This is a genomic window from Alloactinosynnema sp. L-07 (assembly GCF_900070365.1).
Lineage (GTDB): Bacteria > Actinomycetota > Actinomycetes > Mycobacteriales > Pseudonocardiaceae > Actinokineospora.
In genome coordinates, this window is record NZ_LN850107.1 from 5,789,659 (window position 1) to 5,814,882 (window position 25,224).

General features: G+C 70.0%; 21 protein-coding genes. 14 read left to right on the plus strand and 7 right to left on the minus strand.

What is annotated here, in order from left to right:
* Window positions 1-21: 21 nt before the first annotated feature.
* Window positions 22-984: a S8 family serine peptidase gene (locus tag BN1701_RS26280; protein WP_054053196.1), complete on the minus strand. Its 963-nt coding sequence runs from the start codon at window positions 982-984 to the stop codon at window positions 22-24.
* A gap of 212 nt (window positions 985-1,196) precedes the next feature.
* Here BN1701_RS26280 and BN1701_RS26285 point away from each other — a divergent pair, with 212 nt between their 5' ends.
* Complete coding sequence (locus BN1701_RS26285) at window positions 1,197-2,714, plus strand: glycosyltransferase family 87 protein (protein WP_054056138.1); 1,518 nt, start codon at window positions 1,197-1,199, stop codon at window positions 2,712-2,714.
* Window positions 2,715-2,783: 69 nt separating this feature from the next.
* Window positions 2,784-3,692: an EamA family transporter RarD gene (rarD, locus tag BN1701_RS26290; protein WP_054053197.1), complete on the plus strand. Its 909-nt coding sequence runs from the start codon at window positions 2,784-2,786 to the stop codon at window positions 3,690-3,692.
* Window positions 3,693-3,818: 126 nt separating this feature from the next.
* On the opposite strand, the gene BN1701_RS26295 is transcribed toward rarD, so the two are convergent.
* Together BN1701_RS26295 and BN1701_RS26300 are read right to left on the minus strand one after the other, a co-directional pair.
* Window positions 3,819-5,228, minus strand: coding sequence for a glycosyltransferase family 87 protein (locus tag BN1701_RS26295; RefSeq protein WP_369800619.1), 1,410 nt, complete (start codon window positions 5,226-5,228; stop codon window positions 3,819-3,821).
* 17 nt (window positions 5,229-5,245) lie between these two features.
* A complete protein-coding gene (locus BN1701_RS26300; RefSeq protein WP_054053198.1) occupies window positions 5,246-6,016 on the minus strand; it encodes a deoxyribonuclease IV in 771 nt (256 codons plus the stop codon).
* A 164-nt stretch (window positions 6,017-6,180) separates the two neighbouring features.
* On the opposite strand from BN1701_RS26300, the gene BN1701_RS26305 reads away from it, so the two are divergent.
* The 9 genes from BN1701_RS26305 (at window position 6,181) to BN1701_RS26345 (ending at window position 14,354) form a co-directional block, all read left to right on the plus strand.
* Window positions 6,181-7,179: a hypothetical protein gene (locus tag BN1701_RS26305; RefSeq protein ID WP_054053199.1), complete on the plus strand. Its 999-nt coding sequence runs from the start codon at window positions 6,181-6,183 to the stop codon at window positions 7,177-7,179.
* 58 nt (window positions 7,180-7,237) lie between these two features.
* Window positions 7,238-8,089, plus strand: a complete 852-nt coding sequence (locus tag BN1701_RS26310) for a hypothetical protein (RefSeq protein ID WP_157368231.1) — start codon at window positions 7,238-7,240, stop codon at window positions 8,087-8,089.
* A gap of 84 nt (window positions 8,090-8,173) precedes the next feature.
* Complete coding sequence (gene rpsF, locus BN1701_RS26315) at window positions 8,174-8,464, plus strand: 30S ribosomal protein S6 (protein ID WP_082860426.1); 291 nt, start codon at window positions 8,174-8,176, stop codon at window positions 8,462-8,464.
* A gap of 16 nt (window positions 8,465-8,480) precedes the next feature.
* A complete protein-coding gene (locus tag BN1701_RS26320) occupies window positions 8,481-8,972 on the plus strand; it encodes a single-stranded DNA-binding protein (RefSeq protein WP_054053203.1) in 492 nt (163 codons plus the stop codon).
* A gap of 57 nt (window positions 8,973-9,029) precedes the next feature.
* Window positions 9,030-9,278 carry a 30S ribosomal protein S18 gene (rpsR, locus tag BN1701_RS26325; RefSeq protein WP_054053205.1) on the plus strand — a complete coding sequence of 83 codons (249 nt, stop codon included), beginning with the start codon at window positions 9,030-9,032 and terminating at the stop codon, window positions 9,276-9,278.
* A gap of 14 nt (window positions 9,279-9,292) precedes the next feature.
* The gene (gene rplI / locus BN1701_RS26330) at window positions 9,293-9,751 is read left to right on the plus strand and encodes a 50S ribosomal protein L9 (RefSeq protein WP_054053206.1); all 459 of its coding nucleotides are present in this window, start codon (window positions 9,293-9,295) and stop codon (window positions 9,749-9,751) included.
* Window positions 9,752-10,175: 424 nt separating this feature from the next.
* Window positions 10,176-12,545 (plus strand): replicative DNA helicase, encoded by a 2,370-nt coding sequence (dnaB, locus tag BN1701_RS26335; RefSeq protein ID WP_054053208.1) that lies wholly within the window; start codon window positions 10,176-10,178, stop codon window positions 12,543-12,545.
* Window positions 12,546-12,627: 82 nt separating this feature from the next.
* Window positions 12,628-13,407 (plus strand): dioxygenase, encoded by a 780-nt coding sequence (locus BN1701_RS26340; protein WP_054053210.1) that lies wholly within the window; start codon window positions 12,628-12,630, stop codon window positions 13,405-13,407.
* Between the two features lie 98 nt (window positions 13,408-13,505).
* Window positions 13,506-14,354: a sensor domain-containing diguanylate cyclase gene (locus BN1701_RS26345; protein WP_054053212.1), complete on the plus strand. Its 849-nt coding sequence runs from the start codon at window positions 13,506-13,508 to the stop codon at window positions 14,352-14,354.
* Between the two features lie 135 nt (window positions 14,355-14,489).
* Here the strand turns inward: BN1701_RS26345 and BN1701_RS26350 are convergent, their stop codons facing one another.
* The 3 genes from BN1701_RS26350 to BN1701_RS26360 form a co-directional block, all read right to left on the minus strand.
* The gene (locus tag BN1701_RS26350; protein ID WP_054053213.1) at window positions 14,490-17,570 is read right to left on the minus strand and encodes a hypothetical protein; all 3,081 of its coding nucleotides are present in this window, start codon (window positions 17,568-17,570) and stop codon (window positions 14,490-14,492) included.
* A 197-nt stretch (window positions 17,571-17,767) separates the two neighbouring features.
* A complete protein-coding gene (locus tag BN1701_RS26355) occupies window positions 17,768-18,523 on the minus strand; it encodes a hypothetical protein (RefSeq protein ID WP_157368233.1) in 756 nt (251 codons plus the stop codon).
* Between the two features lie 240 nt (window positions 18,524-18,763).
* On the minus strand, window positions 18,764-21,013 hold the full coding sequence (locus tag BN1701_RS26360; RefSeq protein WP_231949710.1) for a hypothetical protein: 2,250 nt from the start codon (window positions 21,011-21,013) through the stop codon (window positions 18,764-18,766).
* Between the two features lie 61 nt (window positions 21,014-21,074).
* Between BN1701_RS26360 and BN1701_RS26365 the strand changes: the two genes are divergently transcribed.
* Genes BN1701_RS26365 through BN1701_RS26375 form a run of 3 tightly spaced genes read left to right on the plus strand, consistent with a single transcriptional unit; the run spans window position 21,075 to window position 24,066 of the window.
* Window positions 21,075-22,238 carry an AI-2E family transporter gene (locus BN1701_RS26365; RefSeq protein ID WP_054056141.1) on the plus strand — a complete coding sequence of 388 codons (1,164 nt, stop codon included), beginning with the start codon at window positions 21,075-21,077 and terminating at the stop codon, window positions 22,236-22,238.
* Window positions 22,235-23,416: a MacS family sensor histidine kinase gene (gene macS, locus BN1701_RS26370; RefSeq protein ID WP_054053217.1), complete on the plus strand. Its 1,182-nt coding sequence runs from the start codon at window positions 22,235-22,237 to the stop codon at window positions 23,414-23,416. The genes BN1701_RS26365 and macS overlap by 4 nt, the downstream gene beginning before the upstream one ends.
* Window positions 23,413-24,066 (plus strand): response regulator transcription factor, encoded by a 654-nt coding sequence (locus BN1701_RS26375; protein ID WP_054053219.1) that lies wholly within the window; start codon window positions 23,413-23,415, stop codon window positions 24,064-24,066. The genes macS and BN1701_RS26375 overlap by 4 nt, the downstream gene beginning before the upstream one ends.
* Here BN1701_RS26375 and BN1701_RS26380 read toward each other — a convergent pair.
* On the minus strand, window positions 24,063-25,220 hold the full coding sequence (locus BN1701_RS26380) for a methyltransferase domain-containing protein (RefSeq protein ID WP_197672142.1): 1,158 nt from the start codon (window positions 25,218-25,220) through the stop codon (window positions 24,063-24,065). The two genes, BN1701_RS26375 and BN1701_RS26380, sit on opposite strands and share 4 nt — an antisense overlap.
* Window positions 25,221-25,224: the final 4 nt, after the last annotated feature.

Here is a 25,224-nt window from a genome sequence, read left to right on the forward strand (position 1 = left end):
ACCCGACGGCTCCGGACCCGCTCACAGCGGCCGGAGCCGTCGGCGGATCCACCACCCAAACACGGCCAAGAGCAGAACGCCCGTACCGGCCACGCCTGGCACGAGCCATGACCGCGACGAGGGAAGTTCGCCGGACGTCGCGGCGACCGGGTCGATCACGCCAAACCCGTAGCGATCGTCCCGACCTGGGTCGCCCGCGTCACGGGCGGTCTCGACCAGTCGGCGCACAACGCCCGCGCCGTCGAGTTCGGGGTATGCGCCTATGACCAAAGCAGCCACCCCGGACACGATCGCCGCCGAATAGCTCGTGCCACTAACCGGGCTCGTGTTCGCGCCGATCTCGATGTCGACACCAGGCGCCGCCACGGCCACCTGCGGGCCCTCCACACTCACGTCACCCCGGAACTGCCCACGCGCGTCGACCGCGGAGACCGCGACCACGCCGTCGATGCTTGCCGGGCTGGTCACAGCAGTGTCCTCCGGCACGTTGCCTGCTGCGGCGACCACGACGACACCGCGGTCGACCGCGTGTCGCACCGCGGCGTCGAGCTTGTGCCTCGGGTTTCGGGTCCGGATGCCCTGGGAGATATTGGCGACCTGAGCGCCGTTGTCGACCGCCCAGGTGAGGGCGTCGGCGAGGGTGTCGCTGCCCCCGTCGACCCGCACCGGGAGCACATTGGCGGCGGGTGCTACCCCATGCACCGGCCCCCGGCCCGCGGCGATGAGTGCGATGTCGGTGCCGTGACCACGGCCGTCGTGGGTGCCTTGCCCCAGGGCCGGGAACGCGCGCCCAGGCAGAACAGCTCCCGCCAGACCTGGATGGCCCTCATCAACCCCAGTGTCGATCACCGCGATGACCACGCCATCCCCCCGACTGCGGTCCCACACTCCCGGAAGCCCCAACTCGGTCACCCAGTCCGGCTCCACCGACCCGGTCGTCGCGGTCACGGCCGCGGCCACCCAGACCGCAACACCACGCAGCATCTTTCCGCCCCCCAGAGAGTTGCGCCTCGGACACAGTTTTCCCTGCCCGCGGATGTATTTGCATCTGGGTAACCATTGCCTGGCTGGTTTCTCCGGACGTCCGCCCCCGCAAGGGTGCGTCAGGCCGTAGCATCGCGCGCGTGTCAGTTGATCCCGGTCGGGCCGAAGAGGTCGACTCGCTTCAGTCCAGTCCGGTTGGCGGCGGCGAGAGCGTGGGCGACACCGCCAGTCTCGGGCCGCGCGAGCGCGACCGGCCGACGTGGACGGAGTCGCTGGCCAAGCACGCCAGCGCCCCGTTCGGCGGGATCACCGGCAGGCACGCGGCGGTCGGCAGGCACTGGTTCTGGACGCCGCTGCGGGTGGCGCTGCTGATCGGTGTGGTGACGCTGACGCTGGGCTGGTTCCAGAAGGCGCCGTGCATCCAGCAGTACGACGCGGGCCAGGGGCAGCTGGAGCTCGACTGGCGGTCCAGCCGCCAGTTCACCGCGATGTGCTACTCCGACATCGTCCCCCTGTACTCGGCCGAGCGGCTGGACAAGGGCGGTTTCCCGTACCTGACCATGTGGTACGACGACGAGGGCAAGCCGACCCAGCACGAGCGGTACATGGAGTACCCGGTGATCACCGGGATGTTCCAGTGGTTCAACGCCAAGCTCACCGACGGCTGGCAGACGCTGGCCAAGGAAGGGTGGCTGCCGACCGGTCTGCCGGTGGTCGTGTACTTCGACATCAGCGCGTTCTGGCTGGCCCTGGCGTGGCTGGTGACGATCTGGGCGGTGGCGCGAACAGCGCGGCGCAGACCGTGGGACGCGGCGTTCATCGCGGTCTCGCCGCTGGTCATCGTGCACGCGTTCACCAACTTCGACACGCTGGCCACGGCGTGCGCCGCGGCCGGGATCCTGGCGTGGGCGCGCAAGAAGCCGGTGCTCGCCGGAATCCTGCTCGGGCTCGGTGGCGCGGCGAAGCTCTATCCGCTGTTCCTGCTCGGGCCGCTGCTGGTGCTGTGCATCAGGTCCGGGTACACGAAGGTGTGGATCCAGACCGCGATAGCCGCGGTGGCGACGTGGGCGGCGGTCAACGCTCCCTTCCTGCTCTACGAGCCACTGCGGAAGGGCTGGGGCGAGTTCTTCCGACGCAACTCCGACCGCGGCGCCGACCCGGATTCGATCTACAACGTGATCATGCACTGGGCCCAGTGGCCCGGCTTCGACGGCCCGCTGGCCTTCGGGGAGTCGCCGTCGGTGCTCAACCTGGTGACCGTCGTGCTGTTCGTGGCGGCCTGCGGCGGTGTGGCGTTCATCGCCTGGCACGCACCGACCCGCCCGCGCGTGGCACAGCTCTGTTTCCTGGTGGTCGCGGCGTTCCTGATCACCAACAAGGTGTGGAGCCCGCAGTACTCGCTGTGGCTGGTGCCGCTCGCCGTCCTGGCCGTGCCGCGCTGGAAACCGCTGCTCGCCTGGATGGTGGTCGATGCGCTGGTGTGGGCCCCCCGAATGGCCTACTACCTGGGCGAAGGCAACCGCGGCCTGCCCGAGGACTGGTTCCTCGGCTTCGTCGTGGCCCGCGACGTCGCGGTGCTCGCGCTGTGCGCCCTGGTGATCTACGAGATCTACCACCCGGCCCGCGACCTGGTCCGCAAATGGGGCGAGGACGACCCGGCGGGCGGCGTGCTCGACGGGGCGCCGGACAAGTTCGTCCTCCCGCGCAGGCAGCCGGTCGCCGCGGAATAAGCAGGTAGGGAATTCGCGCTGTCCATGTGAGACTGAGACGGACTCAATGGTGGGATGATCGGAGGCCTAATGGCCGGGCAGCGACGTGGGTTCCTTCTCGGCTTCGGCGCCTATCTCCTCTGGGGCTTCTTCCCGCTCTACTGGCCCCTGCTGCGCCCGGCGGGCCCGGTCGAGATCCTCGCCCACCGCATCGTCTGGTCCCTGGCGGCCGTCCTGGTGCTGATCGTGGTCGCCCGCCGCTGGACCCACCTGCGCGCCGTCCTCGCCGACCGCCGCCGCCTGACCTTCATCGCCGCGGGCGCGGTGGTGATCGGCGTCAACTGGGGCGTCTACATCTATGGCGTCAACAGTGGCCAGGTCGTCGAGACCTCACTCGGCTACTTCATCAACCCGCTGGTCACAATCCTGCTGGGCGTAGCCGTCCTCGGTGAACGACTGCGCCCCGGCCAGTGGGCAGGCCTGGCGATCGCCCTGGCCGCGGTGGTCGAGTTGACCTTCGACTACGGCAGGCTCCCGTGGATCGCACTGACCCTGGCGTTCTCGTTCGGCACCTACGCACTGATGAAGAAGAAGGCCGACGTCGGCTCCACCGAGGGCCTTGCCCTGGAAACCTTGCTACTGGCCCCGATCGCACTGACCTTCCTGCTGGCAGGCGGCGGCACAACGTTCGGCAACGCGGGCTGGCTCAACGCCCTGCTACTGGCAGGCACCGGCGTACTAACCGCAATCCCCCTGCTGATGTTCGGCGCGGCCGCCACGAAGGTCTCCCTGACAACCCTCGGACTACTCCAATACACGGCACCGACAGTCCAATTCCTCTGCGGCATCATCGTCTTCCACGAGCAGATGACAACAGCACGCTGGATCGGCTTCGGACTCGTCTGGCTGGCACTAGTGGTGATCACAACGGAATCCCTACTCACCCGCCGCAAGACGGCCGCGCTACGCCAGATCGAGCGAGAGGTCGAACTGGTCTAAAGCCCAACGAAACGCAAGGGGCCAAACAGGCGCCGTTGCCGGACAAACTTGGGGTTCGTCAGCGCCCGGTCCGGCGACTGAAGGACGGATAGCCGGATTTGGCTGTGGGCTTCCCCGAGTACCCGCTCACGCGGGCGAAGGCACCGGCGTTCGTTCTTCCGAAAATGTCGACCGCGCCGACAAAAACGCGATAAACAGCCCCACCAGCAACGCCGCCCGACCCCAAACCCCGATCATCACCAACTGGGCGCTGAAACTGTCATACATGCCAGAAGGCTCCTTGGCCGCGATCCGCGCGAACCACAAGAAAATCCCGACACCCATGGCGAAGTCCGCCGCGAAATACGCCGCGATCCAGCCCCAGCGGATCTTCAGCAGCACGAACATCGGCACCAGCCACAACGTGTACTGCGGCGAATGCACCTTGTGCAGCAACAAGAACCCGCACAGCATCGCCGCCGACACCGCGACCCACGGATACGTCCCCTCCCGCTGGTACCGCACCCAACCAACCGCCACAGCGGCCACGAAAGACGCGACGACAAGCAGCGGTGAGGCGAAGCTGATCAGGCTCTGCACCGCTTCGTTGTCCGGGTCGGAGTCCGGCCGGAACGCCCAGAACCAGATCGAGTTCGCCGTGATATCAGCCTTGCGCTGACCTTGGAAGACGAAGGACGCGAGCCAACCGTCCCAGCCCGCGACAGCGAACGGGATGTTGACCGCGATCGCCGTGCCCATCGCCACGAGTGCGACGCGGATCATGCCCGCGACGTCGCGGCGTTTTCCAGCAGGCAGTTCGGTGCCGTCGCGGCCGCCGGTGAGCACGTAGAACATCAGTGGCAGCACGAAGATCGCCGGGTAGAGCTTGAACGCGAACCCGAGCCCCAGCAGGACCGCCGCGACCACCGCGCGGTCGATCAAGGGTCGGTCGACGCCGCGTTTGCCCCAGCCTCGGTGCACGACGTAGACCGCCGCCACGGCGCAGGCCACGACCGGGAGTTCCCAGTTGTGGAACGCGTAGAGCACCAGCGGCGGCGACAGCGCCCAGAGCAGCGCCCGCCAGCGGGACAGCCTGCCCAGGAGCCAGGCCGTCGCCAGGCCGAAGGGGGCCATGATCAGCGCGGAGAACAGCAGGAACTCGGCGTCGGTGTTGGCGAACAGGGCGCCCGCCCAGATCAGCAGGCCGGTGAGCACGGGGTATTCGACGCTGCCGCCGATGAGGTCGCCGTTCTCGCTCATCCCGCCGTCGACGTACGGGAAGACGTGCCGGTCGATGTCGCGGCCGATCCACAGGTACTGAATGTCGGAGTAGCAGACGTCGGCGTACTTGCGCTCGTGGAAGTCGGGCTGGCTGCGGCCCCACTGGTCGAACTCGGGACCAGCGCAGCGGTCCTTGTTGGCGAAGCCGATGAGCAGGGTGATCCCGCAGAGCAGCACCAGCCCGGCCAGCGCGGCGCGGCCGAGACGGGCGGCGGCCGAACGTCGGTCCTGCCGCGCGTCGAGCACCTCGCTCGCCGCCTCCTCTGCTGCCGTCACTCCCGCGGGCACCTCACTCACCGTCCGAGGGCGTCGCGCAGGAAGGCGATGTCCTCCGCCTGGCCGTCGGCCGGGGTCTCGACCACCACGGGCGCTCCCGCGGCGGCGACCACGTCGACGAGTTGCTTGGCATCGATCGTGCCAGTCCTAATGTTGTCGTGCCGGTCGCGCGTGGAGCCGAACTCGTCGCGCGAGCTGTTGAGGTGGACCAGATCAATTCGCCCTGTGATTTCCATCACTCGATCAACGATGCCGATCAGGTCCTCGCCCGCGGCGAAGGCGTGGCAGGTGTCCAGGCAGAACCCCGCGCCGAACTCGCCGACGGCGTCCCACAGCCGGGCGAGCGTGTCGAACCGGCGGGCCATGGCGTTGTCGCCGCCCGCGGTGTTCTCGATGAGGATCGGCACCGCGAAGCCGCCGTCGGCCTGTTGGCGCTCGAAGAATTTGCGCCAGTTGTCGATGCCGATCGCCGGGTCCTCGTCGGCGCCGAGGTGGCCGCCGTGCACGACCAAACCCTTGGCGCCCACCGTGGCCGCGCCTTCCGCGTGCTGCACCACGAGCTTTCGCGACGGGATCCGGATGCGGTTGTTGGTCGAGGCGATGTTCACCCGATACGGCGAATGCACGAAGACAGTGAGGTCCGAGGCGAGCAGCTGCTCGGTCTGCGGATGCGGCTTCGGGGCCTTGAAGCTCTGCGGATCGGCCAGGAAGAACTGAACCACCTCGGCGTCGCGCTCGCGCGCGGCGCCAACCGGGTCGTCGTCACGGACGTGGGCGCCGATGCTCATGGCTCGCGAGCCTAGTCGCCGAGGGCGTCAAGACGGCGTTCGCGGTCGTGCCTCACCTCTCGACACGGGTGAATTACGCACAATCAGCCCTGGTTGCCGTCACGGCGAGCGGTTATCGTCGTTTCTCCTACATAAGCTACTTGTCAGTACCCCGGAGGATGGCCATGCGACGCCGTGTGAAGACGTTCGCCGCGGGCATCGTGCTCATGCTGGGCACGGCGTCGGCGAGTCTGGTCCTGTCCTCCAGCGCCCAGGCCGCCCAGCCCATCGTGGTCGGCGACTGCTCCACCAGCATCCAGGGCGCCCCCGGCACCCCGATCTCCCTGAGCCCGAGCGCGATTCTCGATCCGGTCCTAGGCGTCGTGCGCGCCGTGCCACTCATCGGCCCGACCCTTGCGGGCGGGGTCAGCAGCGCGGTCTCCGGCATGGGCAACATCCCGCTCGGCTCGATCCCCGCCGCCAACACCACCATCTCCGGCGGCACCATCGCCGCCACCGCCGTTCCCCGGATCAAGTCGGCCATCCAGGGCGTTCCGCTGATCGGCCCGGTGCTCAACGGCATCATCGGCGGCGTCCAGGGCGCGCTGACCTCGGGCTGCGCGATCGTCGTGACGGTGGTCAACACCGCCGCGGCCCCCGTCCAGGAAGGCGCCAAGGCAGTCGCGGGCGCGGTCGAGCAGGGAGTCGCGGCACTGCCGCTGCCCGGCGGCGGCACCAACCCGACTCCCAAGCCGGGTACCAAGCCCCCGGCGGGCACCCCCGGCACGGCCCCCGTGACGGGTGGCGGCGCGGTGCTGCCCGGGGCGAACCAGCCGGTCCTCGGCGGCGTCCCCAGCGGCAACTCCTCGATCCTGAACGGTGCCTACGACTTCGGCCGCGCGCCGATGGCCGACTACTCCAACCTGCCCTTCGCCAAGGCCGGGCTGTTCGCGCCGTCGCCCGGCATGCGCTACGGCGGCGCCGTCCCCGGCTATACCCCGCAGTTCGGCATCCTCGGCGCGAACAACGACACCGACGGCGTGCAGCAGGCAGGCCGCGCCGACGCGCTCAACCCGGTCGGCGGTGGCAAGATCGCCTTCCCGGTGCTGCTCGCGGTGCTCGCACTGTCCGGCGTCACCGCCGCACTGGTGAGAACCTGGGTCCTGCGCCGCACGATCGCGTGACCTAAAGGCCCGGCTATCGTTCACTCCTTAGTGGCGATCACCACGAAAGGGTGACTGAGTGCGGCGAATCATTTGCTCTGCCCTGGTGTTGTTGGCCGCCGGTGCGACCGCCGCCCTTGGCGGTGGGACCGCGGCCGCCGCGCCGCTGCCGTTCCTCGCGGTCGACTGTCAGCAGAACGTGCTCGCGCTCAAGGGGCAGCCGGTCCTGCTGGCCCGCCTCTCGGTCGTCGGCCTGGTCGCGCAGGCGGTCAACGAGACCCCCGGACTCGGCGCGCTGCGCGCCACCGCGGTGACCCTGACCTTCCCCCTCGGCGGCCCGCTGCCCGTGGGCGAGGTGCCGGACGGCACCGGTGAGATCCCCGCCGCCGCCCTCGCCGACGTCGTGGCGAACGCCGTCAAGCCGATGGGGGAGTTGGCCCCGCACACCGACGCCGCTGTGGCCAGGGTCCGCGCGCTCGTCACCGAGAAGTGCGGCATGACGCTGCGCGCGCTCGACGCCACCAAGCCCAAGCCCGGCACCCCCGCGCCCAAGCCTGGCCAGACCCCTGGTGGCGGCAGCGCGACCACGCCCAACGCCCAGCCCGTCGGCGGGTACACCACGCCCGACCAACTCCGCCTCTACGACGCGGCCACCTTCGCCGCCGCCGCGCCCCGCGACTACGGCACCGTGCCCTTCGCCAAGGCCGGGCTGTTCGTGCCATCGCCCAACGCCCGGTACGGCAGCGTCCCCGGCTTCGCCCCGGAGTTCGGCCTGCTGACCGACAACCAGGAGATCCGCGGCGCGGGCGCGGCCAAGGCGCTGCCCGCCGCCCCGGCCGCCACGGTCGGGATGCCCATCCTCATCGCGGTGCTGGTGTTGTCGGTGGTCACTGGTGCACTCGTCCGTACCTGGGTGCTGCGCGAGGCGTAATCGCACGCTGTTACGCTGAGTCCGCAGACCCTCCTGCCACGGAACGTCCGTGGCCGCCGAGTCCACAGGAGGTGAGTGGTCTTCATGCGTCATTACGAGGTTATGGTCATCCTCGACCCCACACTCGATGAGCGCACTGTCGCTCCGTCACTCGACACGTTCCTCAACGTGATCCGTACGTCGGGTGGCAACGTCGAGAAGGTCGAGATCTGGGGCAAGCGTCGCCTCTCGTTCGAGATCAAGAAGCACGCCGAAGGCATCTACGCCGTGCTCGACATCAACTCCGAGCCCGCCGCGGTCAAGGAACTCGACCGCCAGCTCTCGCTGCAGGAGTCCGTGCTGCGGACCAAGGTCATGCGCCGCGAGAACGCCTGACGGGCCGGAGGCAACGATGGCTGGTGACACGACGATCACGGTGATCGGCAATCTGACCGCCGATCCGGAACTGCGCTTCACCCCGTCGGGTGCGGCCGTGGCGAGTTTCACGGTGGCGTCCACCCCCCGCACGTTCGACAAGGCGAGCGGCGAGTGGAAAGACGGCGAAGCGCTGTTCCTGCGATGCAACATCTGGCGTCAGGCCGCGGAGAACGTGGCCGAGTCGCTGACCCGCGGCGCGCGGGTGATCGTGAGCGGACGGCTCAAGCAGCGGTCCTTCGAGACCCGTGAGGGCGAGAAGCGCACCGTCATCGAGCTCGAGGTCGACGAGGTCGGCCCGTCGCTGAAATACGCGACGGCGAAGGTCAACAAGGTCAGTCGAGGCACCGGTGGTGGCGGCGGCGGATACGGCGGTCCCTCGGGCGCGCCCGCCGACGACCCGTGGGGCTCCGCACCTCCGTCAGGCGGCGGTGGCGGCGGCGGCTTCAACGACGAGCCCCCCTTCTGATCAGTCGATTGATCGCCCCAGACTCATTTCACTCAGAAGAAGACCAGGAGTAAGACCGTGGCCAAGCCACCCATTCGCAAGCCCAAGAAGAAGGTCTGCGTGTTCTGCAAGGACGTGAAGAAGGACCGTCCGGTGAACATCGACTACAAGGACACCACGCTGCTGCGCAAGTACATCTCCGACCGCGGCAAGATCCGCGCGCGTCGGGTGACCGGCAACTGCAGCCAGCACCAGCGGGACGTCGCCATCGCGGTGAAGAACGCCCGTGAGGTCGCGCTGCTTCCCTACACCTCGACCGCTCGCTGATCAGGGGGAGACGCATCATGAAGCTCATCCTCACCACTGACGTGACCGGCCTCGGTGGCCCCGGCGACGTCGTCGAGGTCAAGGACGGCTACGGCCGCAACTACCTGCTGCCGCGCGGCTTCGCCATCGTCGCCACCAAGGGCGCCGAGAAGCAGGTCCAGGTCATCCGCCGGGCCCAGGAGGCCAGCCGGATCCGCGACCTCGACCACGCCAAGGAGGTCAAGAACACGCTGGCCCAGCTCGGCAGCGTGCCGCTGACCGCCAAGGCGGCGGCGAACTCGGGCAAGCTGTTCGGCTCGATCACCACCGCCGACATCGTGGCCGCGGTCAAGGCCGCGGGTGGCCCGGTGCTCGACAAGCGCGCCGTCGAGGTCTCCGGCCACATCAAGACCGTGGGCAAGCACGCGGTCAACGTGCGGCTGCACCCGGACGTGACCGCCGCCTTCACCGTTGAGGTCAAGGCCGCTAGCTGACCCGATCGGGTCGTCGAACCGCCCCTTCCGCCACTCGCGGAAGGGGCGGTTCGCGTCTTCTGAAGTTGTCCACATGTTGTCCACAGGCACGGGTCACCCGGTGGAGCGACGGCCATCACGACACGCCGAAGCGTCGACTTCCCGCGACACGCCGAACCGATTTCTCCACATCTTGTGCACATGGGCTGACCAGTGGGTTCACGGTTTACCGAGCTACTTGTCCCCATGTTGTCCACAGCCGCTGACCAAGCTGTGCTCAGGTGTCCGCACCCATCCCCAAGTTGTCCACAGCGGCATCCCCAAGGTCGTTTGCAAGCGCCCGTACGGGGGATCTAGCGTCGGCGCCACACCACCGGAATTGCCGTGAATTCGCGCGCCGGGGACGTACCGTTAGCGAACAGATGTACGAGGGGAAGGGGGGCGCATGGCGCTGACCGATGACCGGATGCCACCCATGCCAAGCGGCCCCGAATCCGGCCTCGACCGCCAGCCACCCCAGGACCTCGCCGCCGAACAGAGCGTGCTCGGCGGCATGATGCTGTCCAAGGACGCCATCGCCGACGTCATCGAGGCGCTGCGCCCCGGCGACTTCTACCGCCCCGCGCACCAGATGATCTACGACTGCGTCCTCGACCTCTACGGCCGCGGCGAACCCGCCGACCCGATCATGGTCTCCGCCGAACTCGAACGCCGCGGCGAACTCCGCCGCGTCGGCGGCGCACCGTACCTGCACACCCTGATCGCCACCGTCCCGACCGCGGCCAACGCGGGCTATTACGCCGAGATCGTCGCCGAGAAGGCGATCCTGCGCAGGCTGGTCGAAGCGGGCACCCGCATCGTCCAACTCGGCTACCAGGGCGCCGAAGGCGCCGACGTCGCCGAGATCGTCGACCGCGCGCAGTCCTCGATCTACGAGGTCACCGAACGCAGCATGAGCGAGGACTACGTCGCGCTCGAGGAACTGCTGCAGCCCACCATGGACGAGATCGACGCGATCGCCTCCCGCGGCGGCAACTCCCTGGGCATCCCCACCGGCTTCACCGACCTGGATGAGGTCACCAACGGCCTGCACCCCGGCCAGATGATCATCGTCGCGGCCCGGCCCGGCGTGGGCAAGGCGCTGGCCCTGGACACGCCACTGCCCACCCCGACCGGGTGGACGACGATGGGCGATGTCAACGTCGGGGATTTGCTGATCGACGCCAACGGCAAGCCGACTCGCGTCGTCGCGGCTACTGACGTCTTGTTCGACCGACCGTGCTACGAAATCGAGTTCAGCGACGGGACGGTCATCACCGCCGACGCCGAACACCAGTGGCTGACCAGCACCCGAGCGTCTCGACGGGCCGCCGGTGGACCCGACTCAGCGGTCCGTACGACCGCTGAGATCGCGGCCACGACACGCTGCGCGACGGCCGACACCAGGGTCAATCACGCCGTCGCCAACACCGCGCCGCTCTGTCTGGAGAGTGCCGATCTGCCGGTACCCGCCTATGTCCTCGGCGCGTGGCTCGGCGATGGGGACTCGGCAGGGTCCCGCTTCACGACCAACGATCCCGAGATCATCTGCCACATAGAAGCCGAGATCATCGAGGCTGATTCCAGGAGCGCCGAGCACGAACGCGGATCGCTGCAAGGAATCCTGCGGACGCTGGGTGTGCTCGGCGCCAAACACATTCCGGTCTCCTATCAGCGCGCGTCGGAGTCGCAACGGCGTGCGTTGTTGGCAGGCCTCATGGACACCGACGGAACCGTCACCGCCAGTGGCTCCGCACAGATCTCGGTCACCGATAAACGGCTCGCCGACGACATCCATGAACTGATCATCGGCCTCGGTTATCGGTGCCGGATGCGAACCAAGCGGGTGCGCGGTCGCGACGAGTCTCGATCCACCGCGTTCATCATGACGTTTACCACCGGGGACAGGATCTTCCGGCTCGAGCGCAAGCACCTCGTGCAGAAGGACCGACTCGCGGCTCGACCGCCCCGGCCCGCCGTGCGCTACATCGTCGATGTGCGCGCCGTGCCCACCGTGCCGGTCCGATGTGTCGAGGTCGACAACGCCGACCACTTGTATCTGGCCAGCCGATCCATGATCCCCACCCACAACTCGACGCTGGGGCTGGATTTCGCGCGATCGTGCTCGATCAAGCACGGGATGAGCAGCGTCATCTTCTCGCTCGAAATGAGCAAGACGGAGATCGTCATGCGCATGTTGTCCGCCGAGGCGCGGATTCGCCTCGGCGACATGCGTGGTGGGCGGATGAGCGACGACGATTGGACTCGGCTGGCGCGGCGGATGAGTGAGATCAGTGAGGCGCCGATCTTCATCGATGACTCGCCGAACATGACGATGATGGAGATCCGGGCGAAGGCTCGGCGGCTCAAGCAGCGGCATGATCTGAAGCTCGTCATCGTCGACTATCTGCAGCTGATGACCTCCGGCAAGCGGGTCGAGTCGCGGCAGCAGGAAGTCTCGGAGTTCTCCCGTCAGCTCAAGCTGCTGGCCAAGGAGATCGAGGTTCCGGTGGTGGCGATCAGTCAGCTGAACCGTGGTCCCGAACAGCGCACCGACAAGCGCCCGATGCTGTCCGACCTGCGTGAATCCGGATCGCTGGAGCAGGACGCCGACATCGTGCTGCTGGTCAACCGGCCCGACGCGTGGGAGCGCGACGACCCGCGCGCCGGTGAGGCCGACCTGATCATCGCCAAGCACCGTGCCGGGCCGACGGCGACCGTGGTCGTGGCCCACCAGCTGCACTACAGCCGGTTCGCGGACCTGGCCCAGGGCTGACCGACCCACAACTGGAATTTTCAACCAACCCTCCTCGTTGTGTTACCTTGTTTAAGGTTCAACTATCGAGGGGTGACCCGTCATGGCCCGACAGTCCGTCCTCTACCTCAGCCACGGCGCCCCGCCGCTGGCCGACGACCCGCTGTGGACCCAGCAGCTGCGCGACTGGTCGGCCGAGATCGATCGGCCGAGTGCGATCCTGATCGTCTCCGCGCACTGGGAGGAAGCCCCGCTCACCTTGGGGGCCACCGAGACAGTGCCGCTGGTCTACGACTTCTGGGGCTTCCCCGAGCACTACTACCAGGTGACCTACCCCGCCCCCGGCGCTCCGGCGCTGGCCGCGCGGGTGCGAGCGCTGCTGCGGTCCCAGGCCACGCCGATCGCCGACGACTCGGCGCGCGGGCTGGATCACGGCGCCTACGTTCCGCTGGTCGAGATGTATCCCGACGCGGACATCCCGGTCCTGCAGATCTCCATGCCGACGCTGGACCCGGCGGCACTGGTCGAGATCGGGCGCAAGCTCGCGCCGCTGCGCGACGAAGGTGTGCTGATCATCGGCAGCGGGTTCTTCACCCACAACCTCCGCGCCATGACCCCGCGGCTGGGGTCCGGCCACGCGCCGCCGTTGTGGTCGTCGGAGTTCGACGACTGGGGTGGCGAGGCGATCCTGGCCAACGACCTGGACGCGCTGATCGACTTCGAGCACAAGGCGCCCGCCGCGAAGCTCGCCCACCCGCGCACCGAGCACTTCGCGCCGCTGTTCGTCGCGCTTGGTGCCAGCGCCGACACGCTGCGCGAACAGCGTTCGGTGATCGACGGGTTCTGGTTCGGCCTGGCGAAGCGCTCCTGGCAATTCGACTGACCAAAGATCACCGGTACGGGTGGTATTAGGAGCTTGAACTGGCATAGGTCGACAAGGAAGGGTTCTGCGAAAGCTCTCAGCGACGGAGGTGCGGGCCGATGAGCGCTGTCCACCTAGCCAACCCGACGGCTATCGACGCCCGCTGGGACGAGCTGGTCGAGGAAATCCCCTTCGGCCTGGTGCTGCACGACCACCTGGGCACGGTCGTGGCGACCAACACCAAAGCCGCCGACCTGCTCGACCTGCACCCCGACCAACTCCGCGCGGGCACCCACCCCGCCGACTGGCGGCTGTGCGACGACGCGGGCGCCCCGCTGCCGAGGATGGCGGAACTGGCTGGTCAGACCGCACGCGCGGGCGCCCCGACCACGGTGGCGTTCGTACTCACCCGCGGCACGCTGCCCTTCCGGCGGCTCTGGGCCGACCTGCACCCGGTGACCTGCCGCGGCCAGCGGATGGCCCTGCTGGTCCTGCGGCCGGTGGAGGCCGAACCGTTGCGCGGCCTGCTCGACCCGACCACCGGCCTGCCGCACCGGGCGCTGCTGTTCGACCGGATCGAGCAGAGCCTGGCCAGGGCCAGGGTGCACGGCACCCGGATGACGCTGGTGCTCGCCGACGTGCGCGCGCTCGGCGCGATCAACGCCAAGCACGGCTTCGACCACGGCGACGAACTACTCACCCGGCTCGCCGCCCGCCTCCGCCGCGACCTGCGGGAAGACCAGACCGTCGCCAGGTACACCGGTGGCACGTTCGCCGTGGTGACCGAGCATCCGGGCGGGTCCGGTGACGCCATCGCCGAACAGGTGCGCGCCGCCGCCGAGGTGCCCACCAGGGTGAACCGGCGTCTCGTTCACCCGACCCTGCGCCTGGGCTGGGTCAGCAGCGACGGCGGCTCGACCGTCCACCAGCTGATCTCCGAAGCCGAGACCCGCCTAGCCGGTTCCTGAGACAAGCGAAAAGCCCCGCCTGGGAGGCGGGGCTTTCGCTATCTGGGAGGTAGTGCGTGGGTGGGCCCGGGGCGGGGGAACCCCGGGCCCATCCGAAACCGATCAGTGGTCAGCTGATCGGGAACCCGTCGGTGGTCAGCCGATCGGGAAGTGGCCGAAGGCTCCGGCCAGCTGCGACTGGGTGTCGGCCAGCGAGCTCCGGCCGTCGACGTCAGCCGGGAGTTCCGGCGCCTGCACACCCGCGAGCGCGGGGGTCTGCACCGGCAGGCGACCCAGGGACGGGGCCTGGAACAGGTTCCCCGAGAACACGCCGCGCAGGTTGTCCAGGCCGGGCATGGCCGGGGCAGCGAAACGCGGGGCGGGGCGCTGGCCGGGCAGGCCACCACCCAGGTTGTTGCCGCCAAGGGAGCCGGTCAGGCCCTTGATGGCGTCGAGGTTCAGCGCGCCGAACGGGTTGGCCACGTCGGACCGGGCGGTGCCGCGGCCGGGCAGGGAGCCCAGCTTCGGCATCCGCGGCAGCGCGGCGGCTTCGAGGCCACCGGCCTGCGGCAGCTCGACCTGCGGGCCGTCCTCACCGACGGTGATGTCGCGGGTGTCGGTGGAGTAGGTCATGGCCTCGGCGACGACCTCGACGGGCACGTCGTAGACCGGGGCGTCGGCGCCGACCGGCGCGGCCAGGTCGATGCCGTTGAGGCTGCCGCCCTCGCCGCTGGTGCTCGTGGCGCCACCCGCGGTGCCCTGGGTGTTGCTGTCGGACGCGGCGACCGAGTCGCTGGCGACCGCGGCGACGGCGTCGCCGTGCGGCTGGGCGACGGCCGCGGCGGGCACGTCGACCAGGTTGCCGGACAGGAAGCCGAAGTCGCCGTTGCTGTCGACGTCGCCACCCGAGGCGGCGTTGGTGTCGTTGGTCGCGGCGGCGGTGTTCTGGCCGCCGACGCCCGACGCGGCCGCGCCGAACGACTGGACGACCGGCAGCGCCTGGGCGCTGACCACGTTGCCCGCGATCGCGCCGTTCTCACCGGTGGTGGCGGCGGTGCCACCCGCGGTCGAGTTGGTCACGCTCTCGGCGGCTGCGTCGTTGAGGCCGAGGACCGCGGCCGACTCGCCGAAGACCTGGGCCGCCGAGCCCGCCGGGGCCGAGACGATGTTGCCGGAGCCGCTGCCGTTCTCGCCGGTGCTCTCGGCGTAGCCGCCGGAGGTCGACGTGACGTCGTTGCTGCCGGTGGTGCTGCCGTTGCCGACCGCGGTCGCGCCCGAGGAGAACGCCTGGGTCGGGACGGCGACCGGAGCCTGGACGATGTTGCCCGCCAGGGAACCGCCGTCGCCCTTGGCGCGGGAGTAGCCACCGGCGGTGATGTCGCTGGCGGTGTCGGTGGTGGCGTCGGTGTTGGCCACCGCGCCCGCGCCGTTGCCGGTGACCTGGGCCGGGCCGGAGACCGGGACGGTCACCAGGTTCGAGGCCAGGGTGCCTGCGTCGTCGACGGTGTTGTTGTCGCCACCGGAGCTGGTGACCTTCGACTCGGTGGTGGTGGTCTCCGAGGAGCCGCCCGCGCCGACGGTGTTGCCGAGCAGCTCGGCGGGCATGGCCACCGGCACGGTGCCCGCGTTGCCGCTGCCGACACTGTCGTTGCCGGTCGTGCCCGCGTCGCCGCCGGACTCGGTGTTGCTGGTGTTGTCGCAGACCGCGCCCGCCTGGCCCGCGCCGCCGCCGGTGTTGCCGCAAGCGTCGATCGGGGCCGCGACCGACGGCTCGAGCACGGCGCCGGACAGCACGCTGCCGTCGCCCTTGGTGTAGGAGTGGCCGCCCGCGCTGGAGTCGACGGAGGTCGCCGAGTCGGTGAACGCGTTGCCGATGGCGCCCGCGGCGTTGCCCGCGCCCTGGGTCGGGATGGCGACCGGGGCGTGCGCGACGGCACCGGACAGGGTGGAGCCCTCACCGGAGGTGAGGTTGCCGCCGCCCGCCTCGGCGTCGCCGCTGCTGTCGCAGGCGGCGTCGCTGTTGCCGACACCCGCGGCGGCATTGCAGGTCAGCGCGACCGGGCCGGCCAGCGCGGGCTGCACGACGTTGCCGGACGCGGTGGCCGGGTCGCCGTTGGTGGTGATGTAGTTCTGCGAGTCGAAGATCCCCAGCGCCTCGTCGCCCGCCTTGGCGAAGGCGGTGCTGCTGCTGTAGGTCTCGGAGATGCCCGCGACGGCCACGGAGTTGCCGTTGCCCTGGACCGGGGAGCCGATGGGCACCGCGCCCGCGTTGCCCGAGATCGACCCGTCCTGGCCGCTGGTCCAGATGGTGCCGCCGGAGGTGGCCTCCGACGAGCTGGCCGAGTCGGCCGTGGCGTTTCCGCCGACCGCGCCCGCGTTGCCGTTGAGCTGGGCCGGGGTGGCCAGGTGGCCCGCGAGGACGTTGCCCGAGATGGAGCCGTGGGTGCCGTCGGTCTCGACGCTGCCGCCGGAGGAGGCCGACTGCGACGCGGTGTTGTAGGTGTCGGCGTTGCCGAGCACGGCCAGCGCGTTGCCGGTGATCTGGACGGGCGCGGCCCAGTCCAGGACGACGACGTTGCCCGCCAAGCCGCTGTCGGCACCCGAGGTGACGATCGGGCCGCCGTGCGCGACGTGCTGCTCGGAGTTGTTCTCCACCTGGGCGTTGCCGAGAACGCCGATCGCGTTGCCGGAGATGTCGACCGGGACGACCACGTCGCCGACGACCTTGTTGTCGCGCAGCGTGTCGCCGTCGTGGGTCGCGGTGCGCGGGGCGACCGCCGAGCCCTGGCCCAGGGCGCCGGTGAGCGGGGCCAGCCCGGCGGCCGGGGCCAGCGGGCCCGCCTGGCCGGTGGGCAGCGCCGGAGTCGCCATGCCTGGAGTGGGCAGGCCCGAGGTCGGCAGAGCCGGGGTGGCTGCGCCCTTCATGGGCAGCGCGGGAGCGGCCAGGCCCGAGGTGGGCAGGGCCGGGGTGGCGGCGCCCCCTGCGGGCACCGCCCTGGTCAGGTCGCTCGGCGACACCGTGAGGTCACGGTTGAAGCCGGGCAGGTCCTTCTGGCCGAACGGGGTGCCCAGCGCGTTGTTGTCGATCTTGACCGGGATCTTGACCGACCCGTCCAGCGCCGATGGCGGCTGGTCCGGGCTCACAACGTCGTCGGCGGAGGCGATGCCGGTACCCAGCATCAGCAAACCACCCGTGACCAGCGCGGTCTGCAAGCCGCGCTTCGCCCAGGTCTGCATTCTGGTGTTCTCCTTCTCGGTTTCCCATACGGGGGATGAGCGGATGACCGGACGCCTTAAGGCGTCGGGGCTCTGCGGCCATCTGCGTTCAGGGGTTGCGGGAGAAGCCCGCGGAGGGTGTTGGCACGGCCTGGGCATGCCGATCTACGCGCATGACCGTACGAAGCTCTTCAGTGGCTTCGCGACCGCGCGGGAATTCAGTCGGGAGTGACGCCGGGCTGCGCGCCGACGGCGGCGGGCAGGTTGACCTGGGCCGAGCGCGGGGCGTCGGCGGTGTTCAGGTCGGTGCCCGACGGAACCGAGGACAGCAGGCCGAAGCTCGGCGCATCCACGGAGCCGGATCCGGTGTGACCGGAGCCAACGGGGGCGGGAACGCTCAGCGGCACCAGGGGGCTGGTGGGCTGGGTCGGAGCCTCGTCGGAGGTCTCCGGCGATCCACGCCGGGACATCCCGTCGGAGAGGGCACGCTCCTGCGCGCCCGCGACGGTGTTCTGGTCGATCGCGCCTGGCCGCACCCCGACAAGAGTGGTGGCCGTGGCGATCGGCGCGGTGACGACCCCGACGGCGGAGCCGTGGTCCGCGGTGTCACCGGGCTGGGTGGTGCTGGGAATGTCGACGTCGGCCACGTCGTCGATCCGCTCGATCGGCGGCGTGGTGGTGGTGACGTCGAACCGCTCGGTGATCTTGCGGCCGACCTCGTCGAACGCCGCCTTCGCCTGCTCACCGAACGCGGGGTCCGGTTCACCGAGGATCCGGCCGATGGCTTCGGTCAGGTCGGAGACCCGGACCGGGCTGTCGGCGGGCAGGACGGAGTCGATGCGCTCGATCCCGCCGGAGGGCAGGTCGAGCGGCGAGTCCGCGGCGGCGGAGGCTGAAGAGAACGCCCATGCCGCCGCGGTCGTGGCGAGCGCGCCGCCGAGAACCATGAGCGTGCGAGAGACCACGCGCCGCATGACTGCGGTCGTCTCCCTCTTCGCCTGGTTCACGTGCGGATACCTGCCTACGTCCGGGAATCTGTGGCCGCACGGCGATCACCGTGCACCGCAGACACTGACATCACCGGCCGTCGTTATGCACGCGTGACACAGGATGCCCACCTGATCGTGTGACGAACACAGAGTGTCTCCACAGATCACTTTCGGTAGTAACCCTGCTCCAGGCCGTCAATGTCGAAAACTGTCCACAGGTGTGGATCATCCGCGTTTCAGGACGCGGGTCGCGCCCGCGGCGGCCGTGGTGGCCAGGATCCAGCCGACGGCGATCAGCGCGCCCTGGATCCACTGCGAGGCCCCGACCATGCGCCACTTGTTGTCCTGGCCCAGATCGATGATCGGCAGCAGCAGGTCGGTGGCCAGCAGCGGCGGGTTCCACACCGGGTTGACGTCGGCGTCGAGCTTGTCCATCACGTTGTGGCTGAACCACAGCGTGCCGAGCCCCCAGAACAGCAGCAGCCACACCATCGCCAGCCACGGCCGGTAGCCGTAGCCGACGGTCCACTCCTGCAGTCGCCCCCAGGCCCGCCCGGCAAGGTTCAGCTCCGCGTATCGCCTGCGCTGGCGTTCGAGCTGCACCTGCTGGGCACGTTCCTCGTCGCCGCCGCCCGAGTAGACCGCGGCCAGTTGCTCGTACGGCCCCGGGGCGAAGTCCGGCTGGACGGCGCGCAGCCAGGCCAGCCGGGTGCGCACCGGCACCTCGGGGTGGGCGGTGATCGCGGTGAACGTGAAGTCCTCCAGGTCGACCCCGCCGCGCGCGGACCACAGGCCGGGGCCGTCGATCACCGACACCACCGACGCGCGGGTGAGCACGACCTGCCCGCGCGGCGGGTTGGCGGGCGGGAACGACAGCACCAGCTCTTGCGCGGTGAGCCCGTAGGCCGACAGGGACTTGTCGGTCACCGGGTGGCCGGGCGCGGTGCGGCCGCCGAGCCGGGCGCCGCCGAAGGTCGCCATCTTGCCGACCTCGACCAGCCGCACCCGCACGCCGCCGATGGCCTGGAAGCCGTAACTACAGAGAAGGTCCTTGCCGATGGACGCCACGCGCGCGTCGAGCGAGGGCTTCACCGTGCCGTTAGGGCGTAATCGCGGCTTGATGAGCCGCGCGCCCGAGCAGTCGAGGCTGGAGCCGATGGCCGCGTTCTGCAGCCGCACCGAGCCGCTGACCCGGACCTTGCGCAGGAACAGCGTGCCGCCGACCCGCAGCCGGTCGGCGAACAGCACGTCGATGCCGGGGCCGTGCAGCCGGGCGCGGGCCAGGCTGGCGCTGCCGTGCACATGCGCGTCGACCAGGCGGACCTGCCCGTGGGCGCGGAAGGCGTACCGGCGGTCGCCGTCGGAGTCGATCTTGCCGCGGACCGCGCCCCGGCCCTCCACGTCGCCGCGCACCTCGATGCCGTCGGCGACGAGGGCGACCGGCACGCGGTCGACCGGCTTGCCCGCGGCGAAGGCCTCGGCCAGCCGGGCCACCACCTCGCGGCGGCCGATGGTGGCGCCGGAGAGAAGAAGGTGTCCGCCGATGCGGGCGCCGCGCAGGCCGACCGCGCCCAGTGCGGTGAAGCCCGCGTCGAGCTTGAGGTCGCCCTCGACGCGCAGTCGGTCGGCGTCGAGCACGGCGTGGTCCTCGGCGGTGCCGTGCGGGAGGACGAGGACATGGCTGTCGGTGCCGCCGCCGTTCCCGTCGTGAAGGTGGGCTCCGGAGAACGCGGCGTCGCCGCCGATGCGGGCGCCGGTGAGCAGCACGGTGCCGACGGCGTGGAACCGGCCGCCGCCGGAGTCGCACAGCAGGTTGCCCTCCACGGCCAGCCCGGTGGCCTCCAGCACGGTGCCGGTCGGGTGGTCGAGCCGGGCGCCGGTCAGGTGGACGCTGCCGCCGACGTTGGCGCCGCGCAGCCGGACCTCGCCGTAGGCGCGGGTGGCGACGGCCTGGATGGACCCCGACACCCGCAGCCGCGCGCCGAGCAGCGCGGCGGCACCCGGGTTGCGCAGCACCGCGCCCGCCAGCCGCAGCGTGCCCTCGATGGTGGCGTCGGTGAGATCGAGCACGCCCGCACAGGTGAACCCGGGTTCGAGCACCAGGTCGCTGCCGACGCGCAGGTTGCGGGCCTTGACCCCGGGCACCCGGCAGCCGGGCATGGTCAGCGCGACCAGCCGGGCCATCCGCAGGATCGGCGGGCGGCGGAACTCGCAGCGGCGCAGCGCCACGACGTGCCTGATGACCCGGCCCTCGATGTCGAACACACCGGTGACCACGGCGTTGTCCAGGCGCAGGGCGGGCATCGCACCGGGGCCGAGCGGGTAGGCGTCGGCGAGCAGCCCGGCCAGCACGGCACCGCGCACCTCGCGGCCGCCGAGGTCGAGCGGGGTGCCGGTGCTGAAGGCCGCCCGGACCTCTTTCTCCGTGTCTGTCAGCGCGGAAAGCGCCACAGCGGACTGTCCGGCTTCGATCACAGGCCCATCACATCAGATGGACTGGTCGCCCCGGGGCGTTTGGCCGGATACCGTGATCGCGATGACCAGGAACCGCGCCTTGCCGCCACCGGACGTGACCCCGCTCGTGCCCAAGGGACTACGGGTCAGCGCGGCGCTGTCCTGGCGATTCTTGGTGATCATCGGCGCGCTCTACGTCATTATTTATCTGCTGGGCTACTTCGCCCACGTCGTCATCCCGCTGGCGATCGCGCTGCTGCTGGCCGCGCTGATGGCGCCCGGGGTCGGCAAGCTCGTCGAGTGGCGCGTGCCGAGGGCACTGGCGACCGCGATCGTGATGGTCGCGGGCCTGGCGGTGGTCGGCGGCGTGCTGACGTTCGTGATCACCGAGTTCAGCAACGGCCTGCCCAAGCTGCAGAGCCAGGTGAACGAGAGCCTCAACACCATCCGCGACTGGCTGGCCACCGGCCCGCTGCACCTGGGGCAGGACCAGGTCCAGACCTTCATCGGCAACGCCATCGACGCGATCAAGGCCAACCAGTCGGCGATCACGTCGGGCGCGATCACCACCGCGGCGACCATCGGCGAGGTGCTGACCGGTCTGGTGCTGACCCTGTTCATCCTCATCTTCTTCCTGTCCGACGGTGCCTCGATGTGGCGCTTCGTGGTGCGCGGGGTGCCCGCCTCGGTCCGCACGCGGGTCGACGTGGCCGGGCGCCGGGGCTTCTCGTCGCTGGTCAGCTACGTGCGGGCGACCGCGGCGGTGGCGGTGTTCGACGCGATCGGCATCGGCGTCGGCCTGGCGATCATCGGCGTGCCGCTGGCGATCCCGCTGGCCGCGCTGGTCTTCCTCACCGCGTTCATCCCGATCATCGGCGCGCTCATCGCGGGCACGGTGGCGGTGCTGGTCGCGCTGGTCGCCAACGGGTTCGTCGCGGCGCTGGTGGTGCTGGCCGTGGTCGTGGGCGTCATGCAGATCGAGAGCCACGTGCTGCAGCCATGGCTGCTGGGCCGCGCGGTGAAGCTGCACCCGCTGGCCGTCGTGCTGGCCATCGCGGTGGGTTTGATCGCCGCGGGCATCGCGGGCGCGCTGCTGTCGGTGCCGCTGCTCGCGGTGCTCAACGCGGGCGTGCGGTCGCTGGTCTCCGAGGAGTCGGACATCGACCCGGAGGCGGTGCCGGTCCTCGATGACGAGGGCTCGGTCCCCGGCGTCGAGGAGCCTGAGCCGGAGTCGAGCAAGCCATGACCGGACGGGTGCGGCTGCCCGGCGAGCGCTACCGGGGCCCGGACCGTCCCGAGCCGAAGGACCCGGCGGCACCGTTGTGGCGCTCGGCTGTGCTCCTGCGGATCATCACCTTCTTCTTCGCCGCGGGGGTCGTGTTCAACCACCGCGACGAGTACGCGAACGCGGCGCTGGGCTGGGTCACCGTCGGCGTGATGGCGCTCTGGACGGTGATCACCACGGTCTACTACCTGCGCGAGAACGCCAGAGCCGTCTGGTTCATGTTCCTCGACCTCGCGGTCTGCACCGGCTGCATGACCATATCCAGGGTCGTGCTCACCCACGAGCAGCTGACCGAGCTGGCCGTCCCGCTCGTGCCGACGGTGTGGGTCACGGCGGTCGTCGCGGTCGGCGCGGTGCGGGCCGGGCTGACCGGCGGGACCGTGTTCGGGCTGGTCGTGGCCCTGTTCAACTACGGCGTGCGCGGCTACATCGACACCGACCTGACCCGTGACCTGGTCCTGCTGGTCGGCATCGGCGCGGTCCTGGGGCTGGCCGCGACCACCTCACGCCAGTCGGCCGAGCGGCTGGCCAAGGCGTTGCGGGTCGAGGCGGCCACCGCCGAGCGCGAGCGCCTGGCCCGCACGATCCACGACAGCGTGCTGCAGGTGCTGGCCAGGGTCCGCAAGCGCGGCCGGGAACTCGGCGGGGAGGCCGCGGAGCTGGCCGAACTGGCGGGCAGGCAGGAGGTGGCGCTGCGCGCGCTGGTGTCGGCCGCGCCGCTGGAGTCGACCGAGGACGGCACCGCCGACCTGCGGCCCCGGCTGCAGGTGCTGGCCACCGACCGCTTCCAGGTGTCGGTCCCGGCGACGGCGGTGATGGTCACCGAGGCCGCCGCGGGCGAACTGGCCTACCTGGTCCAGGAGGCGCTGCGCAATGTCGAGCGGCACGCGGGCCGGGGCGCGCGGGCGTGGGTTCTGCTGGAGGATCTCGGGAACGAGGTCGTACTGAGCATCCGCGACGACGGGGTCGGCATCCCGGCGGGCCGGATCAACGCGGCCGAGGTCGAGGGCCGAATGGGTATCGCCCGCTCGATCCGCGGCCGGGTCAGCGACCTGGGCGGAACCATCACACTGGAGACCGCGCCTGACTCAGGCACCGAATGGGAGATCCGGGTGCCCACCGCCAAGGGAGCGAGATGACCGAACAGCCGATCTCGGTGATGGTCGTCGACGACCACCCGATCTGGCGCGACGGCGTGGCCCGCGACCTCGCCGAGCGCGGGTTCGACGTGCGCGCCACCGCGGGCGACGCCGCGGCGGCGGTGCGCATCGCGCGGGCCGTGCGCCCGGACGTGGTGCTGATGGACCTCAACCTGGGCGAGGAGTCCGGCGTCGAGGCCACCCGCAAGATCACCGGCGAGCTGGCGGGCACCCGGGTGCTCGTGCTGTCGGCCAGCGGCGAACACAACGACGTGCTGGAGGCGGTCAAGGCGGGCGCTTCTGGCTACCTGGTGAAGTCCGCGTCGGCGGAGGAACTCGTCGCGGCGGTGCGCCGCACATCAGCGGGCGACGCGGTGTTCACCGCCGGGCTGGCAGGCCTGGTCCTCGGCGAGTACCGACGGATGGCATCGGGCCCGGACGACGCGCCGAAGCTGACCGAGCGGGAGACAGAGGTGCTGCGGCTGGTGGCCAAGGGGCTGACCGCGCGGCAGATCGCCGACCGGCTCGTGCTGTCACACCGGACCGTGGAGAACCACGTCCAGTCGACGCTGCGGAAACTCCAGCTGCACAACCGCGTCGAACTGGCCAGATACGCGATAGAACACGGCCTCGACAAGGAGCCGGGTTAGACCAGGGGCAGCGGCCAACGGTAGGCGCCATCGGGGCCGTCCAGCCAGACGAACCTGGCAGACCTGGACGCCGTGACCCCGTAGCGGTCGAGCGTGAGGCGCCCGAGGTCCCGGCTGAGGGCCGCTGTCGCCTCGACCGTGTCCCAGATCCTGCGCGGGCCGTACTGGACCACAGGCCGACGGCCGTCGCTTTCCGGCCGCATCCGCACTTCCGCCCGGGAACCGTCGGAGGTCAGCAATGTCGCGGTCTCCCCGGTGGAGTAGAACGACTCCGCGCCGCTCAACTGCAACTGCAACAGGAACCGGAAGTCGTCATCGCCGATCAGGTCGGCGGGATCGAGTGCGGTGCGACCGTGGAAAACCAGCGAACCCCGATGGCTTGGCGGCGACTGATGCGGCCGAAGCGGATTGTCGACCGCGGGCCGCGCCCACATGAAATGGCCTTCCAACGCGGCGAAGCGTCCGGTCAGCTCGGCCGAACTGTCCGGTCGAGCCAGCACACACACCGCACCCGTCGACAACTCGCCGCGAAGGTTGGCGACGACTTTGGGACTCCCCGAAAGTTGGTCGATCCACGCCGGGGGGATGTCGGCGACCGCGGCGGTCGCGATGATCCGGTCGTACGGGCCGTGCTCAGCCACGCCCAGCGCACCATCACCGGCGACGAGCGCGGGGCGATAGCCGAAGTCGGCCAGCCGGCGACGTGCTAGATCCACCAGGTCCGGATCCAGATCGACACTGACCACGTTCTCGGCGCCCACCCTGTGACACAGCAGGGCCGCGTTGTAACCGGTGCCGGTGCCGATCTCCAGCACCCGGTGACCATCGCGAACGTCGAGCATCTCCAGCATCCTGGCCATGAGACCCGGGCTGGTCGACGAACTCGTCGGAATGCGGAAAGGCAGTCCGTCGACCGTTGTCAGGCCATCTGGATGCGGCTTGCTTTGGGTGGTCAGAGGCTTGTCGGAATAGACCTCGGCAAGCCACGCCGTCCGTTGGACGTCGTCGGCTGAGTACTCGGGACCGTCGGTGCCAAGCCGAAAACGCGGCACGAACACGTGTCGCGGCGTCGCCGAGAACGCCTCAATCCACCGTGGATCACGGAGATCGCCCGCTTGGGTGAGTCGAGTGGCGAGCGACCGCGCGAGCGCCACCCAT

What these genes read in the sequence shown, in the direction of transcription:
- BN1701_RS26305 (WP_054053199.1), top strand. Translation starts at nt 6,181, where the DNA reads ATGCGACGCCGTGTGAAGACGTTCGCCGCGGGCATCGTGCTCATGCTG.
- BN1701_RS26375 (WP_054053219.1), top strand. Translation starts at nt 23,413, where the DNA reads ATGACCGAACAGCCGATCTCGGTGATGGTCGTCGACGACCACCCGATC.
- BN1701_RS26340 (WP_054053210.1), top strand. Translation starts at nt 12,628, where the DNA reads ATGGCCCGACAGTCCGTCCTCTACCTCAGCCACGGCGCCCCGCCGCTG.
- BN1701_RS26350 (WP_054053213.1), bottom strand. Translation starts at nt 17,570, where the DNA reads ATGCAGACCTGGGCGAAGCGCGGCTTGCAGACCGCGCTGGTCACGGGT.
- BN1701_RS26365 (WP_054056141.1), top strand. Translation starts at nt 21,075, where the DNA reads ATGACCAGGAACCGCGCCTTGCCGCCACCGGACGTGACCCCGCTCGTG.
- BN1701_RS26280 (WP_054053196.1), bottom strand. Translation starts at nt 984, where the DNA reads ATGCTGCGTGGTGTTGCGGTCTGGGTGGCCGCGGCCGTGACCGCGACG.
- BN1701_RS26355 (WP_157368233.1), bottom strand. Translation starts at nt 18,523, where the DNA reads ATGCGGCGCGTGGTCTCTCGCACGCTCATGGTTCTCGGCGGCGCGCTC.
- rarD (WP_054053197.1), top strand. Translation starts at nt 2,784, where the DNA reads ATGGCCGGGCAGCGACGTGGGTTCCTTCTCGGCTTCGGCGCCTATCTC.
- macS (WP_054053217.1), top strand. Translation starts at nt 22,235, where the DNA reads ATGACCGGACGGGTGCGGCTGCCCGGCGAGCGCTACCGGGGCCCGGAC.
- BN1701_RS26300 (WP_054053198.1), bottom strand. Translation starts at nt 6,016, where the DNA reads ATGAGCATCGGCGCCCACGTCCGTGACGACGACCCGGTTGGCGCCGCG.
- rpsF (WP_082860426.1), top strand. Translation starts at nt 8,174, where the DNA reads ATGCGTCATTACGAGGTTATGGTCATCCTCGACCCCACACTCGATGAG.
- dnaB (WP_054053208.1), top strand. Translation starts at nt 10,176, where the DNA reads ATGGCGCTGACCGATGACCGGATGCCACCCATGCCAAGCGGCCCCGAA.
- BN1701_RS26320 (WP_054053203.1), top strand. Translation starts at nt 8,481, where the DNA reads ATGGCTGGTGACACGACGATCACGGTGATCGGCAATCTGACCGCCGAT.
- BN1701_RS26345 (WP_054053212.1), top strand. Translation starts at nt 13,506, where the DNA reads ATGAGCGCTGTCCACCTAGCCAACCCGACGGCTATCGACGCCCGCTGG.